The following is a 16,839-nucleotide window of genomic DNA, read 5'->3' on the forward strand; positions in this document are numbered from 1 at the left end:
ATAAGGAAACTGTGTTTTTTGAAGGTCTAAAACGCTTGTGGCCGGTGGCGACTGTCGCCCTTGCCGTAGGAATCGCCTGGTCCCAGAGCGACTCTGTTTCGGTTGTTTCTGCGTCAGACGCCGAGGTTACGGAACCGGATCCTGCAGAAACGGAATGGCAGCCTACATACCAGTATATTGAACTTCCACCATCGGTGAATCCCCTGAATGGTCTTCTGCCGTTTGGTGGCATCGGGTCGTCACCCCGCCTCATGAATAATTCCAAGGGGCAGGTGTTTAGTCACGATATCGATGTTTCGACCCGTGAAATGGATGTGAGCGAAAAACGCGTAAACTCCGTTTCGCGCGACACGACTACGCTTTGGACCGCGCACTACCCCGAACTTGCCGACTACGTGTCCGACATGTACAGTGTCGGGCAGAAGAGCCTGTGGTTGAATGACTTGGTCGGAAAGTCGAACGATGGTTACGAGACTCCCGAGACCGGTTCGGTTTTTGACATTACGATTCCCGTGACGATGCCTGCATGGATGCGTGATTTCGGTCTCGACAAGCCGAAGCTCATGCTGCAGGGTACGATGGATATTCGCTTGAAGGGTTATGGTGAAAAGGACGATGCCGAGGGGAGTACCAATACGAGCCTGTGGCCGAGTCCCACATTGAATTATACGCCGAACTTCATGGTGAAGGGTAAGATTGGTCCTTACATTACGGTTGAAATTAACAACGTGGAAGAAGGCCTCGGTGCCCGCAATCAGGTGCGCGTGGTTTACGAAGAATCTTACAAGGACGAATTTGAAGACTACATTCTACAGCGCGTAGAAGCCGGTACCACGAACCTCGCTTTGACGGGTACGGAACTTACGGGTTATTCCGAGAACCACCAGGGCCTGTTCGGTATCAAGGCCGACTGGAAACTGGGCGACTGGAGGCTCACGACAATTGCGTCGCAGGATGGTGGAGATCAGGAAGAGTATAGTCTGAAGGCGAGCGAATCGACGACGGAGTTCCAGATTCTGGACAAACAATTCCTTGCGTACCGTTATTACTTCCTGACACAGAAGGCGAGGGATGCTTATATCAATGCGGCTATTGCCGGACGGACGACCTCGAGTTACCCGGCGACCAACTTGAAACTGTATAAGCGCAGTGCCACGAATACTACGACGGGCGTCATTGACAATGTGACGGTGGTTTACATTACGCCAACCGGTAGGACTATTGAGAAAACGGTAGACCGCATGGTGGAAATTCCGAGTAGTGAGTTTTCCTACGATTCCAAGACGGGAATCCTGAAAGTCAACGGAGTAAATCGTAACACCCTGTTGGCTGCAAGCTGGAGCAATGATCCCACGGGCAGAACTGGATCGACTATTAAGAATGGGGCGAAGGTTGTGCTCATCCAGTGGGATGCGTCGCTTTCGGAGCTGACGGATATAGACAAGCTCATGCTCCGTAACGTTTATTCTATTGGCATTTCGGAAGCGAGCTCGTCGAATTTTGTGCTGCGCATGAAGAACAAGACTGGAATTTCGGGGTCGTTCCTGAAGACACTTGGTCTCGTGGATACGACAACGGGAACGCCTTTGACAAGTGATGCGACGATCTTTAAGAAAGACGCTGCGGGCAACTATACCGGTGAAATGTGGTTGCCTTGTAAGCCGCTTTCGGAATATTCCGGACCCAATGCGACCGAAAAGGCTCGGCAGAACTGTTTGGAACCTTTGCGCAACTTGGACTCGACTGCTGCGATGGCTCAGTTGTATACATTGCCGGTCTACAATCTTTCCCGATACACGAACCGCTTCTATTTCGAGTCGGTTGGAAAACGTCGTAATTCCATTCTTAGTGTGCGAGACCCGAGTTCCAGTTATTCGGTGAGCGGAAGTTCCTGTATGGATATTTCACCGGGAACCGAAAAGGTGACTGCGGGGTCTACAACCCTTATTCGCGGCACCGACTATGAAGTCAACTACGAACTTGGCCAGATCGAACTTCTGAGTGAACGAGCCCTTGATCCGAACAAGGATATCAAGGTGAGTTATGAATGCGAACCACTGTTTGAAATAGACAACAAGCTTTTGCTGGGCGCCCGTGCGGAGCTTCCGCTCGACCTGTATGGCATGGGCGCAGGTTCGGTGTTTGGCATCACCGCCCTTTACAAGAGCCAGAGTACGACGGCAACAACACCGACGCTCGGTAACGAACCATATTCCAGCGTGCTCTGGGGAATGAACCTCCGCTTGCAGGATTCCGTGGGGGCACTGACAGATCTAGTGAACATGATCCCGGGAATCAATACTACGGCGCAGTCTTCTTGGCGCTTTGAAGCGGAATTTGCCGCTAGCCGTCACAATGCGAATACGAGCGATGCCAATTCGGCGTTGGTCGAAGACTTTGAGGCGACCACGTCGGGCCTGACTTATCCTTTGTCCAGGCTCTCGTGGTACCATGCATCGCCTCCGGGCGGTGTGGAGTCAAATTTGACAACTTACATCGAGAGCCAGGATTACAAGCACCAGGGTGAGTTTATCTGGCACAGCAACAATACGGAACTTTACAAGAACATCTACCCGTCGGTGGGCAATTCCGATGTGGATAACCAGCACTTGACAGTGCTCAAGATGACCTTGCGTGCCAATGATAATCTGTCTGGAAATTCCTGGGGTGGTATCATGCGTCCGAATAGCAGCTACTACCAGGATTTGAGCGACATGAAGTATATTGAAGTGGTTGCTCGTGGTAATGTGGGCTCCATATACCTTGATCTCGGCTTGGTGAGTGAAGACCTTGCTATCAATGGTTATAAGCCGAATGGGATGTACGATGGTGAAAACGATCTTGGAACGACGACAGCCCTGCATGACAAGGGCTTGGACAATGCTAGCGGTTCCGATGAAACTCGTCAGGTGTGGGACTGCCGTGTGTCGGGTTGCGAATCGTCTATCTACAGTACGCTGAATACGGATGCTTCTTCTACGGATATCGCACGTGATAATTTTGACGAAGACTTGGATGACGAAAGTGATCCACCGGTAGCTATTAACGGTACCGAAAAGAACTCGGGTGAGCGTTCCTACGATACGGAAGATATCAACAAGAATGGGTCGCTTGATACGGACATTAGCTTCGTGCGTTATCGCATTGACCTTTCGGACGAGGATCCTCTCCATTTCGAAGTGCTGAAGAATGGATGGCGCAAGTGGCGCATTCCGCTGAATCAGTACGATACGATCGTTTCGCCGACGGGTGGTGATTATCGGACAATCCTTTCCGAAGCGCAGTTCAGTAGGCTGTGGATGGGCCGCTTGAACAATGGCGTTGCCGAAGCCAAGGTTCAGATTGTGAATTTGGCAGTGGTTGGGAATGCCTGGGAAGAAACGACTGTCGCCGATATGTACAGGACCTCCTCGACAGAAAATTCCCAGATCGTGGAAGTGAATGGTGTCCCGACAAAGGTGACGGAATCGGTTTCTGCAAGTGATACGACCTATATTAGCGTGACAACGATTAATAACCGCGAAGATGCTAATAAGTATCACAAGTCCCCGAATACGACGACAGAGCGTGATTCCGATACGAATGCTCCGCTGAAGGAAACGGCTCTTGTACTGAATTATCATAACATGAGTCCCGGTCAGGAAGTCGGTGTGACGAGAATTTTTGAAACGGATGTGAAGGATTTCTCGTCATATCGTTCTATCATGATGGAAATCCACTATGAGACCGATGCGACATCGGTGCCGGTTCGTTTCGCGATACAGTTCGGTGAAGGTTCGCTAGAAGGTTCTAGCGATTACTACGAATGGAGCTTCCGTCCGGTAAATTTGACTCGCAAGGATGGCGAACGTGAACAGGATAGTCACGAACGCAACTGGCTCGACAATGCCTTTGCGATGAATGTCTCTGATTTCTCTGATCTGAAGCGTGGCCGCCGCCCGCCTTACCTGAGTGCAGTGGAAAAGGACCTGGGCGGCGAACGTGAAGAAAAACTGCGCTTGGTGGGTAATCCCTCGATTACGAGTATTGACTGGATGCGCTTTGTGATTATTGCGGATTCTTCCGCCTCGGCAGAAGATCTGAAAGGCGAATTCTGGATCAATGACTTGCGCCTTTCCGATATGGATACCGAATGGGGATATGCGGCCCGTGTGGGAGGTCAGGTAAATTTTGCAGACTTCATTTCGTTGTCTGGTACAGTGCGATACCAGGATGGTGCATTTGCGACGCTTTCGACTTCGAATGGTTCGCCGAAGCCGAAGGCTTCTGAAGCGGCGTCGCAGTTGGACGTGGCTAGCGACTTCACGATGAACTTGAACAAGTTCCTCAATGATAGTGCCGGATTCCATATTCCGCTTTCTTTGGGATACCACACTTCGACAAAACGCCCCTACATGAAACCGACCGATGATATGGAACTCAAGCGTAGCAGTTTCGTGGACTTGACTGGTGACATGTTCCAGAACAAGCTTGAGGTGGGCTCGGACAAGGAAGAACAGGGCTTGCGCGATGATGCGGAATCTAAGGGCTATCAGTCCTATGTGCGCGACAAGTCTTTCGGCATCAGTTACCGCAAGGATTATCATGCGCATGATTCCAAGCTCGGTGAAGTCATGTCGCAGATTTTCCTCGATCGTCCGGCATTCAGTTATTCATACAACGAATCGGAAGGACGTGCGACAACGTCGGCTGACTCGTCCTATTCCTACCATACGATAATAGAATACCGTTTGGGAACTTTTAGCTTGTTCAAGTTTAGACCGATGGAAGGTCTCTCGAAATACGACTGGCTGAAACCACTATCCAAGACGGAATTTGAACCTTGGCCGCAGACATTTGACCTTACGCTTTTCGACTTGAACTATGTTCGCTATGTGAACCAGAACCGCGATCCGGATTATGTGAAACCGCAGGTTGACAAAATCGTCACGTATACGACGGAATTGAATCATAAGCTGAACATGCGTTGGAACATTCTGTCGTTCCTTACGACCAGCTATTCTTTGAACATCAAACGTGATATGTATGGTGGTGGTGACCGCGAAGCTTTCGTGAAGGAAAATTTCTTCACTTCGCGCGATGGCGGACTATTTGCTAGCGATTATATCTTTGACTATGACCATACCGATCGTAGGGTCTATGTGTCTGGCGACAGCGTGGTGGCAATCCCGTACGATACTATTCCGAGAGTTTCTGATAATGGCGATACGCTTGCCATTGACATGCAGAACCCCGAATCCTATATGATTATGTACGATACGACGGTGTTCTACAAGGTGGATAGCGTTGGTCATAGGGAGTATGGCCGCTCTTATGGTATTCTCCGCAATGAACGAGCCCGTTCTCAGCAGTTCAAGATTGGCTTTAATCCGAAGCTTATTCCGTTCATTCCGTTTACGACGAATTTCAGTTCTGATTTTAACCAGCAGAAGACGATTCCGGATGATTTCAACTTCATGGACGAAACTGCTGTAGAAAAGAATTACTGGACGATTTCTCAGACCAACCGTTTTGAATTTTCGCCGTCCTTAAAGGTCCTCGATCTGGCGAATTCATTCGGTAAGGGCAATGTGGTGGCGAGTGCCTTTGAAAAGGTCAAGTGGCGTGAGGTCCGTTTCAACTGGACGGCGAGCACCAATACAGTCGGTGAAAACTTTACCCTTGCCCAGTTGTACGAAGAACAGGGCGTGACGCCGATGCAATATTACCTATATGGCCTTGGACTTGGTAACGGCTATCGTAATCGCGGCTTCTACAATATTGTTACGGGCGATATGGGGCTTGACCACCGCGATGATTACAAGCGTTTTGCTCAATACAGGAACCATCATGTCGATACGCTCGTTTACCAAGGCAATTTCCGCCATTCTGTATCTCGTCAGTTCCAGGTAGGATCGGGAATTACACTTCCGATTTGGGATATCGGCGTAACGGGTGATCTGCAGTGGAAAGAAGATTTCTCGCAGTCCAGAGAGTATCCGATGTACCTTGATACGACTACGGTTTGGCCGAAGATTGGTGTCGGCGTGACGGTGCCGAATTTCTCGCAGCGCGTGTCGTTCCTGAATTCCTTCCGCAGCGTATCCACATATCACCGTTTCGATTACGCCTACACGACGACGGTTCATCCGTTCCAGAGTGCAGAAGATTCCTGGTCGCAGAGTATAAACTTTAATCCGCTAATCCGCGTCACGTTCTTGCTGCAGAATAACATGCGTATTGAAAATAGCGTTCGCATGAAAATCGAGGATACGGACCGCCGTCCGAAGGAAGAAGTGATTGGCATTACCACGTGGCCCGACTCGGTCAGCAATAGCCGCGATACGACGGATTATTACTGGGAAACTCCGTGGATCCATACTTCGCTGTATAATGATTTCATGTTCAACATCGGCGATGATTTTACGATTACCTATCCGTTAAAGCTCGACAAGGCCTTGAAGTTCTTCAAGTGGTTCTTCAAGTTCAAGAATTCCATTGACCTCAAGTTTACGGCCGGTTACGACTATAAGAAGACGATTCGTAAGGAATACGATCCTGACGAAGGTTACGACATGTGGAATAAGGAAAGCGGTACCGACGGAGTCTTTAGGGAATGGGATTTTGGAGATTGGCAGCCGACTGCATATAAGCCGAAGTTGTCTTTGACGGATCGGACTGTTCCCTCGCGCACGCATGAATGGTTTGTTCGCCCGAGCGCGGGTTACCAGTTCAACAAGATTGCCTCGATGAGCTCCTATATTGAATATCGACAAATCCATGAAAAACTCGATGACGAAACGCCGCACTTGCGTCAGATTCTGCAGTTCGAAATTGCCTTGATGCTGAGGTTTAATTAGTGGCTAGAGTCGCGGTGGGCATGAGCGGGGGTGTTGACTCGTCGGTGGCAGCACTTCTATTATTGGAACAGGGGTATGACGTATTTGGCGTGACCCTGCGTGTTCTGCCGCCATTGGCCGGTACCTACGACCCCGAACAGGATGAAAGCGTGTTACGCGCCCGTGCCGTTGCGGAAAAGCTCGGCATAGAGCATTACGTGGCGGTGTGTGATGACGCATTTACGGACCGTGTGCTCAAGCGCTGTCATGACGATTTTGCGATAGCGCGTACACCGAATCCATGCTGCTATTGTAACCGATTCGTGAAATTTGGCTGGATGATGGATTTCGCCCAGGAACATGGAGCCGATTTCCTGTCGACGGGGCATTACGTAGAAGTGAAAGAGGTCAATGGCGTACGTAGGCTTTTCAAAGGGAAGGACTGCGCCAAGGACCAGAGCTACTTTTTGTTCGGTGTGCCAGACGAGGCGCTTGCTCGCGTCATGACCCCACTCGGGGGCATGGAAAAGCCCGACGTGCGGGCTTTGGCTTCGAAGCATGGCTTCGAAAACGCGAGCACGAGCGATAGTCAGGATATTTGCTTTGACATTTATGGCGACGATTATACAGCCTTCTTGCAAGACCGCTTTGGGAGAATGACTCGCCCGGGCCGATTTGTCGATGAAAGTGGCAAGGTGTGGAATACGCATGACGGCTTTCACAAGTACACGGTGGGGCAACGCAAGGGGCTTGGCGTTGCGCTGGGCGTCCCCGCGTTCGTGCAAAGCGTGAATCCGGAAACGGGCGATATTCTGGTGACCGCAGATAAGTCGGCGGTTTCTGCCACTGAAGTCCGTATCGATAACTGCGTGTGGCATGGCATTAACCCGGTGACAGGTGTTGCTTATGCTGCGGGAGACACCTTCGAATGCGAAGGGATGGTTCGCTACCGTCAGCGTGCTGTCAGGTGCCTGGTCAAGATTCTGGAAGACAACTGCGCACTTGCGCAATTTGCACAACCGTTATTCGCCGTAACGCCCGGTCAGTGCGCTGTCTTTTATGACGGCGATATGGTAGTGGGTGGCGGCTGGATCCGTTAGGATTATTTCACAATTCCGACATCGGACTGTTTTACGAATCCGCGGACTTTCTCGCCTAGGCGGATTTCGACGAAGTTACCTTGTTCGCTCAGGACTTCGAAGCTCGTTCCTTCGGAAAGCGTATTGAGCGTCTGCGACTTGTCGCTAGGGGCGCTTGTCACGTCGGCATCGGCGGCCGTGACGACCCCCGTAATTTCGGTTTCAGTGACAAAAATCTTATAGCCGGCGCTCATCGCGATGATGCAGAAAAAACAGGAGAAAGCGAATGCTGCTCCAGTCAGGAGGTTCTTGGCCTTGCCGCTTCGGCTGATGCGTCTTGCGACGGCGAGTAAAGTTATCGCCCAAAAGATTCCGAGAATCGTCCACATTTGCACTTTTAGGGAAAGCGCATGATGAACCTTGAAAAGTCCTGAAAGAAGCGGGTTTTCTTCGCCGTCTTCATCCACCTTGTCGCGGGTCATGGCCTCTGCGTACTTGAGATTGTGCTGAATGTCGTCGCTACTAGGAGCGAGGCGGAGTGCCGACTTGTAATAGTAAATGGCAAAGCCGAGCTTCCCGTTTCTAAAGTAGGCGTTTGCCAAGTTGTAGTAAAGGTCGGCGTTTTCGGTGCCGTTGTCGACGCAGGTGCGCCATTCGTCGATGGCGCGGTCAAAGTCGCCGTCATTGTATGCCTTGACGCCTGCTTCGATACCGTTACAGTGCTCTGCAGCAAAGCTTACCGTCGCGAATGCGATCACGAAGATAAAAAGAATGTTTCTAAGCGTGTTCATCGTAATTCTTCCTACCGTCTACCTATTAGTTCGCAAAGTTTTTCGATATCGTTCAACATCTGTTTCTGTTCTTCTGTGGAGGGATTCACCGGAGCAAAACGAGCGAAAGCGCATTTGTCGAGCCAGCTGTCGATGGCGGCGATGGTTTCGTCCTTCATTCCGAGCTTCGCCAGTTCCTCCTTCATTTGCGGGCGAGTCATGCCTTTGAATTCCAGGTTCGTCTTGTCACTTAGGTAATTGACGAGGCCGTTTTCGAGTGCGGCATAGAGTGCCTTGGCGTCGCCTTTTTGAAGCGCTTTTCGTGCATCGGCAAAGCGGGCCTTGAGCATCTTGTCTGCTTTGTCCTTGCGAATCAGGGCGGCGTTGCTGTTGTGCTTGCGGCGGCTACGGACGATAAAGGTAACGATCAAGTAGAATGGAATGGCCGCTGCAAAAAGGGCCCAGTATAGGATGTCCTTGTAGGGGGCGATGCTGTTTGCGGAGTCGTTCACCTTGTGAATGAAGCGGATGTCCGAACCGAGCGACTCGATTTCTTGCTTCTGGACCATGGCAGGTCCCTGAGCGGCTGGAGCCTGGAAAATGGCTTCGGCGCTGGCGTCACCTTTTTCGACAACAATGTTCCATGGGCCGGCCTTGGCTGTTTCGTATTTCTTCTTGGTAGGATTGAACCAGGAATAGGTGATTTCGGGAATCGCGAATTCGCCCTTCTTCTTGGGATAAAGGAATACGCGGATATTCTTGGTCGTGATGACCTTGTTCCCGACGATTTTCTTGTTGATATCGTTTTCGGGAGGTACCGAACGGAATTCGCTGAAGTCAGGAAGCTTGGGGTCGGCAATGGAACCCGGAAGTCCATCGCCCTTGATGTTGATGGAAAGTGTCATGGCTTCGCCCACCTTCAGACTGGTGCGATCGAAGTCGGCAGCAAAGCTGTAGCTACCGACCATTCCGCTGAAATCGGCGGGCTTGCCTTCGGGGGGAAGGGGCTTGACCGGGATATTGACTGTGGGAGAAGAGGCTTCGGCTTCGATGGATTCCTGCTTGACTGTTCGGCTGGAGAAGGACATGCCGCCCATCTGCTTGTTCTCTTCGACGACCTTGGGCTCGCCGCGCTTGGTGTACTTGAACTTGAACGGTGGAATTTGAAGGTTCCCGCTCTTGGTCGGGGAGAGCCAGGCAAATTTGGCGCTCGCCTGCAATTCGCGACGGTTGTTGTCGGCCGGTTCGAATTTCATGTTGGCGAGGTCGCTGCGGTGTACGATAAAGTCATTGCCCGTGTTCATGTCGGTGGCCTGCAGGCCGCCTTCAAAATGCTCGTAAGTGTGGAAACCGAGCGTTACCGAGAATTGTTCGCCTTCGTATACGCTGCGCTTGCTCGGCGTGAGGCTTACGGTGAGAGCTTCATCGGAGTAGGCGCGCTGAACGTTGATGGGAATGTCGCCGGTGATGTTGCGCTTTTGTCCGTCAATGTCGAGGAATATCTGGCCGATGTTGATACGGCCTGTCTTTTTGGGGGCTTTCAGCCTGAAGGTGTATACGCGCGCCTTGTAGCCGCTGCGGTTGCGGCCGCCACCGAAAAAGGAATTGAACATGTCCTCGATATCGGGGCGCATGACCTGGTCGGTACTGTCGACTCCGACAAGGGTAAATCCGTTAGCGGTTTCAATAGAAAGGGCGCCTCTGTTTTCGGGGAGTTCTGTCAAGGGAAATACGAGTTGCAATCCGAAGGTCTTGCCCGATTCGACGCGTTCCCGGTCAAGTTGCAGGGAGGGCCGTGCGAAGGCGTAAAGTGCCAGGGCGAGACTCAAAAAGATAATCCGTTTCATAGGCCTAAATTTACCAAAAAACGCCAGAAAAGACAAATACTGCTGGCGGCGAAATTTAGGCTGTAGGTGGATAAGTAAAAAAAGTAAGAAACAAATACATTAATATATCCTTTTTACTCTTGACATGTTAGTAAAATTTTGTTAAAATTGGCGCGCTGTTATAAAAAGGCGATAAAACGCCAAATTTCAAGGATAAAAGGAGTCACATGTACTGCATTCTCGCCGCCCTGCTGGTCAAGAGCTTCAAGAAGTACGCCAAGCGCGCCTAATCCGCCGCCACGTTTTTTTTACTCTCTCTAGTGATAGCCGCTAAGCTGAATAAGCTGAGCGGTGTTTTTTATTAGGAATGAGCGATGTGGAATGAAGGGGCTTTAGTCGAAATTTAAGGAGCGGCGGTAGGGGGTAAAGCCGGCGTTCCGGATAAATTCTTCTGCAGCCTCGATGGTGGTGAGGCCGTGGTTCTGTAGCACGTTTTCTTCGATGACGATGCTGTTGATGTCATCGGCGCCGCTATGAAGCCCGAGTTCTCCTAGCGAGAGCCCCATGCCAAGGAGCGACACCTCGATATGCGGGATATTGTCAAGGTACAATCGGGAAAGAGCGAGAAGCTTGAGGTATTCGTCGCCGCGTACATGTCGAATCGGGAACTTGTCTGTCTGAGGCTGGAAAGTCCAGACGACGAAGCTCTTGAATCCCTGAGCGATGTCCTGTGTCTTGCGCACGTAGTCTAGATGTTCTATGATTTCTTCGGGTGTTTCGATGCTGCCGAAGACTATATTTGCGCTACCGGGGAGGCCTTTCCTGTGGCAGGTGGCGAGCGTGCCGCACCAGACTTGGGCGGGGAGCTTTTTCGGGCTGAGCAATTGGCGCATGCGGTCGGAGAGAATCTCGGCTCCGGCACCCGGTACGGAACTTAGGCCAGCCTCCTTGAGAATGTCGAGCAGCTCGTCAAGGGTCATGTTGTTGAACTCGGCGATACGCTTGAGCTCGACCGGAGAGAATCCGCGGACTTTCACGCCGAGTTCGCGAGTGAGCATTTTCAGGACATCGACATAGTAGTTGAGGGGAATATCCTTGTTGACTCCGCCCTGCAAAAATATCTGGTCGGCGCCTTTGGCCTTGGCTTCGTTCGTCTTCTGGCGGATTTCGTCTAGACTAAGCACGTAGGCTTCGCTACTGTGGGCGGGCCTGCAGAAGCTGCAAAAACTGCAGGTAATTTCGCAGACATTTGTATAGTTCACGATTCGGAAAGCGGTGTAGCCGACTTTGTTGCCCGGATTCAGACGGTGACGTACGGTGTTGCCAGCCTCAACGACGTCAGTCCAGGAAGCGTTTTTCAATATGTCGAGGGCTTCCGCCGGTGTGAGGCGTTTTCCTTCAACAGCTTTGAACAACAAGGAATTCATTGTCATAGAAGATACAAAAATTTGAGATGCTTCTGCCGAAAATTTCTAAAATTAGACCGATGTCTACTGTTATCCTGTTTAACAAGCCCTATGGAGTCCTGAGCCAGTTCACGTCAGAATCTGAACACACCGCTCTCGACACATTCAACTTTCCGTCGGGAGTCTATGCGGCGGGGCGCTTGGATCATGACAGCGAGGGTGCGCTCCTGCTGACGGATAATGGCAAGTTAATCAAGAAACTTCTTGATCCGAAATTTGAACACCCGCGCACTTACCTCGCGCAAGTCGACGGACAAATTACCGAAGATGCTGTACGCAAACTCGCTAAAGGCGTAGACATCAGGGGTTACCACACCAAGCCCTGCAAGGCAGAAATTGCCGAGGAACCCGATTGGCTTTGGCCTCGCAATCCGCCGGTGCGATTCCGTGCGAATATTCCTACCAGTTGGGTACGCCTGACGCTCATCGAGGGCAAAAACCGACAAGTCCGTCACATGACGGCGGCAGTGGGCTTTCCGACGCTCCGCCTGGTCCGCGTGCAAATCGGCAACATTCCGCTCGGCGCCTTAAGGCCGGGCGAGTGGCGAGTTGTTACGGAAAAGGTTATTTAGCTGTAAAGTCGCTAGGTTTTACGCCATAGAATACGACATCGTCAATCCAGAATTCCGTGCTATCGTAGGCGGCGATCGAAATCGTCGTCACGGACTTGCTAATGACTTCCCAGCCGAGGTTGCCGTACAAGTCGTCGCGCGGCTTGAAGTTTTCTGGCTTTATAACGCGGCGCTGCCATTCGTCACTCGTCTTGAGCGTATCGTAGGCGAGTGTCTTGCCTTCGGTGTTCGATTCGCCCAAGGTTTCCAGAATGATCGAGATGACACCCTTGCCGCGAGCGTAGTAAACGATAGAATCGGTTGCGGACACATCGCAGGGCGATTCTTCTTTGCAAATCCAGATTCCGTAGAACGACCAGGAACCACGCTTGGCTGCCGAAGTTTCCCAATAAATGGCGTTCCCTTTGCGGTCGGCGCCCGCTTCGACAATGAATTCCGAGAGGTCTTTGCGGGTCTCGGGAATGGTTTCGACTTCGGGAGTTGTCTTGACGCTTGTGTCGGTAGAAGACATGTAGCCCGTTTCGCTGATGCCGAGTTCCTTGATTGTGAATTGGGCGCTTGCCGATTCAAAGTCAAGTACCTTGACCGAGTCGGGTTCGAAAGTGCAAATGTTCGCGGAAGCCGCCTCACCTGTCTTGATTTCTGCAGACTGCTCGACAACGCTGTCGCCAATAGTGATACGCATGTCGTATTCAAATGGTGGTAAGGAATCAATTTCGTAAAAACCCTCGCTGTCAGTTTTTACAAGACGGTCGGTACCGTACACTTGAATCCAGGCAAAATCTACACCTTCTGGCAGGTACACCTTGCCGCTCAGGTTGCCCGTCTTCTGCAAGACGAATATCGCCGAATCGCCATTCTGCACGTCTTCGGCCAGGATTTTTCTGAAAAGGCCTGCACCTCTGTCTACAATTTCAATAGTCGCCTCGTCTACGGAGAGGCTGTCCATGCGGAAATATCCCAGGGAATCGGTCATGTATTCCGCGTAGAAATCCGTCTTTGCAGATTTTTCGTCAAAGGCGTGAACATGGTTCACCGATCGCATGCGGGCAATCGCATTCGCCGCAGGCGTGGAATCTTCTCGGACGATCTGAATCAGGTAGGCGTTCTCCGTTTCAACGGTACTGATGCCTGCAACTTCGGAATCCTTGGAGCAGGCCCAGAGTGCAACAAGTACGAAAAGTAAAAGAAACCTGTTCATCTTTTGGTCACCTCTTTTTTGACTTGTTGGCTGTTTGGCACTTCGGCTACCGGGTACAGGGCAAAGATGAATTGCATCGCCCTGTTCGGTTCCTTCACCTCGCCGACTCTTTTTTGCACTTGGCGCCTGAATTCGAGAGTCATTTCATTCAAATCGGAAAAACAGTCTTCATCGACGCCGACGAGTAACGATGAAATGTTTCGTTTGGCAGGCTCTACGGAAACCAAGGCGTTTTGTGCCAGAGCCAATAGCTGGTTTTGGTAGCTGCGGATTGCAGCCGTCTTAGTCGCTGAACCTGCCGAGGTAAAGTTGACTGTCGTTGCGGCATATCGTTCCGATGCGAGCGGCGTTATGAGCTTCAGATTCTTGAGAACCTTTATGGCTTCGCGGACCTGGTCTTCCGAGACGCTCGGAGAAATCTGCTTCACCAGACGCGAGACCTCGGCGTGTCCGCCATTCATTTCGATAAGGGCGCGTACGACGGGAATCCACCACTTGCTAAGGAAGAGATACTCGCTGGCGTTGAATTTTCTCAGGTCCACGTCCTGGAGCGAAAGCGTCATCTTGTAGAGTTTTTCCTTCTTTGCGGGTGACTTCGTCTTGGATGCCGCCACCAGGATTTCAAAAATCTCAGCGCTGCGTCCCTTCAGGTCTAAAAGGTCCTTTGCTAGCGGGATGCTGCGGTTCGGCAGGTGTAGTTCCTTATTCAGCACGCGGAACATCTGACTTGTCTCGAGCCCGAGTTTCTGGCCCATCATCTTGTACGAATACAGCGGCATATCCAGCTTGCGCTGGGTATAGTAATTCTTGAGCAAATCCCTGTAGTCGCTAATTTCGTCAATGTTGAGCATATCTATAAAATAACCTTTTCTTTGCAGAAAAAGACAAAAAAGAACGACTCCCCTTTGATAAAAATACAATAGAAAAATCCCGCCGGTTGTTCCGACGGGAATTTTGATTGTGGCAGGCAGTAGCATCACTGCCAACTGCCTACTGCCAACTGCTTACTAAATTAATCCTTCAAAGAAATTATTTCCCTTATCGTCGACCAAGATAAAGGCGGGGAAGTCCTTGATGGTGATCTTGCGGATGGCTTCCATGCCGAGTTCCGGGAAGGCCACGATGTCGTTCGAAAGGATGTTCTGTTCAGCGAGAATGGCTGCCGGACCGCCGATAGAGCCGAGGAAGAATCCACCGTACTTCTTGCAGGCGTCGGTCACGTCCTGGCTGCGGTTGCCCTTCGCGACCATGATCATCGAAGCGCCCTTGCTCTGGAAGCGCATCACGTACGGGTCCATGCGGTTGGCGGTCGTCGGGCCGAAGCTACCCGTCGGCATGCCAGCCGGAGTCTTGGCCGGGCCGGCATAGTAAATCGGGTGGTCAGACACGACCTTGAGCACGGTCTTTTCTTCGTCGGTGAGTTCTTCGCCACGTTCCTGCTTGTCGAAGATTTCTGCGATCTTCGCGTGGGCCATGTCGCGGGCCACAATCATGGTGCCCTTGAGGCTGAGGCGGGTCTTCACCGGATACTTGGTGAGGTCGGCGAGCACTTCCTTCATGGGGCGGTCGAGGTCGATTTCCACAGCCGGAGCGAGGTTCACGGCGTTGCCTGCCGGAATGTAGTTTTCCGGATGGTGTTCCATCTTTTCGAGCCAGAGGCCGTTCTCGTCAATCTTTGCCTTGATGTTGCGGTCGGCAGAGCAGCTAACGCCGATAGAAACCGGGCAGCTTGCGGCATGACGCGGAGCGCGAATCACGCGAACGTCGTGCACCAGGTACTTGCCGCCGAACTGGGCGCCAATGCCTGTCTTCTGGCAGATGTGCAGAACCTTTTCTTCCATTTCGAGGTCGCGGAAAATGCGGCCGCCTTCGGAACCCGTGGTCGGAATATCATCGAGGTATCCGCAGCTAGCGAGCTTCACCATGTGCGTGTTCATTTCGGCAGAGGTACCGCCAATCACAATCGCGAGGTGGTACGGAGGGCAAGCTGCTGTACCCAAGGTCTTCACCTTTTCGGCGAGGAACTTTTCCAAGGACTTCGGGTTGAGGAGCGCCTTGGTCATGGGCCAGTAGTAAGTCTTGTTGGCAGAGCCACCGCCCTTGGCCACAAAGAGGAACTTCATCTCGGCGCCTTCTTCGGCGTGGATGTCGATCTGGGCAGGCAGGTTGCAACCGGTGTTCTTTTCTTCGTACATGGTAAGCGGTGCAATCTGGCTGTAGCGCAGGTTCTTGGTGGTGTAGGCGTTGTAGATACCTTCGGAAATCGCTTCGGCATCGTCAAAGCCCGTCCACACCTGCTGGCCCTTGTGGGCAACGCAGATTGCGGTACCGGTGTCCTGGCAGAACGGGAGAATGCCCTTTGCGGCAACGCAGGCGTTCTTGAGCATGGTGAGGGCCACGAACTTGTCGTTGTCCGAAGCTTCCGGGTCCTGCAAAATCTTTGCGACCTTCGCCGTGTGGGCCGGACGCAGGCAGAATTCGACTTCTTCAAAGGCGGCCTGGGCGATCTTGGTAAGCGCCTCGGGGGCGACCTTCAGAATCTTCTTGCCTTCGAATTCGGCGACGGAAACGCCGTCTTTACCGAGGTTCACGTATTCGGTAGTATCTTCACCGTGCTGGACGGTTGCTTCGTATTTGAATGCCATAGTTAATTAGGGGTTAAGGTTAGAATCAAGGGTTAGTGAAAGGTGTGTAATGTGGAATGACTAATTGCACATCACATATCTCACATTGTTTTTTATGTGTGTAATTTAAAATTTCTAGCGGTTTTGGTCTTAAATTTCTGTCTGAATGGAGTGCTTTTACCCCTGACGATGTGCGAAAAAAATGCAAAATGCCGATGAATGGACGAAAAAAGGTGACAATTTGAACTTTTTTTGTAAAAAAATTGGCAATCGGTCAAATTTTGTGCTATTTTTTACATCGTAGAAATTTTATCTAACGAGGATTACTATGAAGATCAAGAATCTCATGCTGGCAACCATGCTTGCCTCTGCCGTTGCTTTTGCTGCTGAAGCCGCGAAGCCCGCCGCTGCCCCTGCTGCCGCCCCTGCCGCTGCTGCTCCGGCTGCCGCCCCGGCCCCTGCCGCTGCTGCTCCGGCTCCTGC

Annotated in this window: 9 protein-coding genes; 3 read left to right on the forward strand and 6 right to left on the reverse strand. The window is 51.5% G+C overall.

The annotated features are described in order from the left end of the window. The first annotated feature begins 11 nt into the window (after positions 1-11). Together sprA and mnmA are read left to right on the forward strand one after the other, a co-directional pair. Positions 12-6,839: a cell surface protein SprA gene (gene sprA / locus Q0628_RS05705; protein ID WP_298769000.1), complete on the forward strand. Its 6,828-nt coding sequence runs from the start codon at positions 12-14 to the stop codon at positions 6,837-6,839. Then, positions 6,839-7,918, forward strand: coding sequence for a tRNA 2-thiouridine(34) synthase MnmA (gene mnmA, locus Q0628_RS05710; RefSeq protein ID WP_298769002.1), 1,080 nt, complete (start codon positions 6,839-6,841; stop codon positions 7,916-7,918). The genes sprA and mnmA overlap by 1 nt, the downstream gene beginning before the upstream one ends. A 2-nt stretch (positions 7,919-7,920) precedes the next feature. Here mnmA and Q0628_RS05715 read toward each other — a convergent pair whose 3' ends face one another. The 3 genes from Q0628_RS05715 to Q0628_RS05725 all read right to left on the reverse strand — a co-directional run bounded on the left by Q0628_RS05715 (position 7,921) and on the right by Q0628_RS05725 (position 11,926). Then, on the reverse strand, positions 7,921-8,688 hold the full coding sequence (locus Q0628_RS05715) for a tetratricopeptide repeat protein (RefSeq protein ID WP_298769006.1): 768 nt from the start codon (positions 8,686-8,688) through the stop codon (positions 7,921-7,923). A gap of 11 nt (positions 8,689-8,699) precedes the next feature. Continuing rightward, complete coding sequence (locus Q0628_RS05720; RefSeq protein ID WP_298769008.1) at positions 8,700-10,514, reverse strand: BatD family protein; 1,815 nt, start codon at positions 10,512-10,514, stop codon at positions 8,700-8,702. A 371-nt stretch (positions 10,515-10,885) separates the two neighbouring features. Beyond that, complete coding sequence (locus tag Q0628_RS05725) at positions 10,886-11,926, reverse strand: CofH family radical SAM protein (RefSeq protein WP_298769010.1); 1,041 nt, start codon at positions 11,924-11,926, stop codon at positions 10,886-10,888. 53 nt (positions 11,927-11,979) lie between these two features. Between Q0628_RS05725 and Q0628_RS05730 the strand changes: the two genes are divergently transcribed. Next, positions 11,980-12,531, forward strand: coding sequence for a pseudouridine synthase (locus Q0628_RS05730; RefSeq protein ID WP_298769013.1), 552 nt, complete (start codon positions 11,980-11,982; stop codon positions 12,529-12,531). Here Q0628_RS05730 and Q0628_RS05735 read toward each other — a convergent pair. The 3 genes from Q0628_RS05735 to Q0628_RS05745 form a co-directional block, all read right to left on the reverse strand. After that, positions 12,524-13,732 (reverse strand): hypothetical protein, encoded by a 1,209-nt coding sequence (locus tag Q0628_RS05735; protein ID WP_298769014.1) that lies wholly within the window; start codon positions 13,730-13,732, stop codon positions 12,524-12,526. The two genes, Q0628_RS05730 and Q0628_RS05735, sit on opposite strands and share 8 nt — an antisense overlap. After that, positions 13,729-14,583, reverse strand: a complete 855-nt coding sequence (locus Q0628_RS05740) for a TIGR02147 family protein (RefSeq protein ID WP_298769016.1) — start codon at positions 14,581-14,583, stop codon at positions 13,729-13,731. Before Q0628_RS05740 ends, Q0628_RS05735 begins: the two co-directional genes overlap by 4 nt. A gap of 156 nt (positions 14,584-14,739) precedes the next feature. Further along, entirely contained in the window at positions 14,740-16,377 is a 1,638-nt protein-coding gene (locus Q0628_RS05745; RefSeq protein ID WP_072812275.1) for a fumarate hydratase, read from the reverse strand. Positions 16,378-16,839 lie beyond the last annotated feature (462 nt).

Origin of the sequence: uncultured Fibrobacter sp. (genome assembly GCF_937877005.1) — a bacterium.
Lineage (GTDB): Bacteria > Fibrobacterota > Fibrobacteria > Fibrobacterales > Fibrobacteraceae > Fibrobacter.

Excerpts from the sequence above, each read along its gene's own strand:
- Q0628_RS05720 (WP_298769008.1), bottom strand. The coding sequence starts at position 10,514 with ATGAAACGGATTATCTTTTTGAGTCTCGCCCTGGCACTTTACGCCTTC.
- Q0628_RS05745 (WP_072812275.1), bottom strand. The coding sequence starts at position 16,377 with ATGGCATTCAAATACGAAGCAACCGTCCAGCACGGTGAAGATACTACC.
- Q0628_RS05735 (WP_298769014.1), bottom strand. The coding sequence starts at position 13,732 with ATGAACAGGTTTCTTTTACTTTTCGTACTTGTTGCACTCTGGGCCTGC.
- Q0628_RS05725 (WP_298769010.1), bottom strand. The coding sequence starts at position 11,926 with ATGACAATGAATTCCTTGTTGTTCAAAGCTGTTGAAGGAAAACGCCTC.
- Q0628_RS05715 (WP_298769006.1), bottom strand. The coding sequence starts at position 8,688 with ATGAACACGCTTAGAAACATTCTTTTTATCTTCGTGATCGCATTCGCG.
- Q0628_RS05730 (WP_298769013.1), top strand. The coding sequence starts at position 11,980 with ATGTCTACTGTTATCCTGTTTAACAAGCCCTATGGAGTCCTGAGCCAG.
- Q0628_RS05740 (WP_298769016.1), bottom strand. The coding sequence starts at position 14,583 with ATGCTCAACATTGACGAAATTAGCGACTACAGGGATTTGCTCAAGAAT.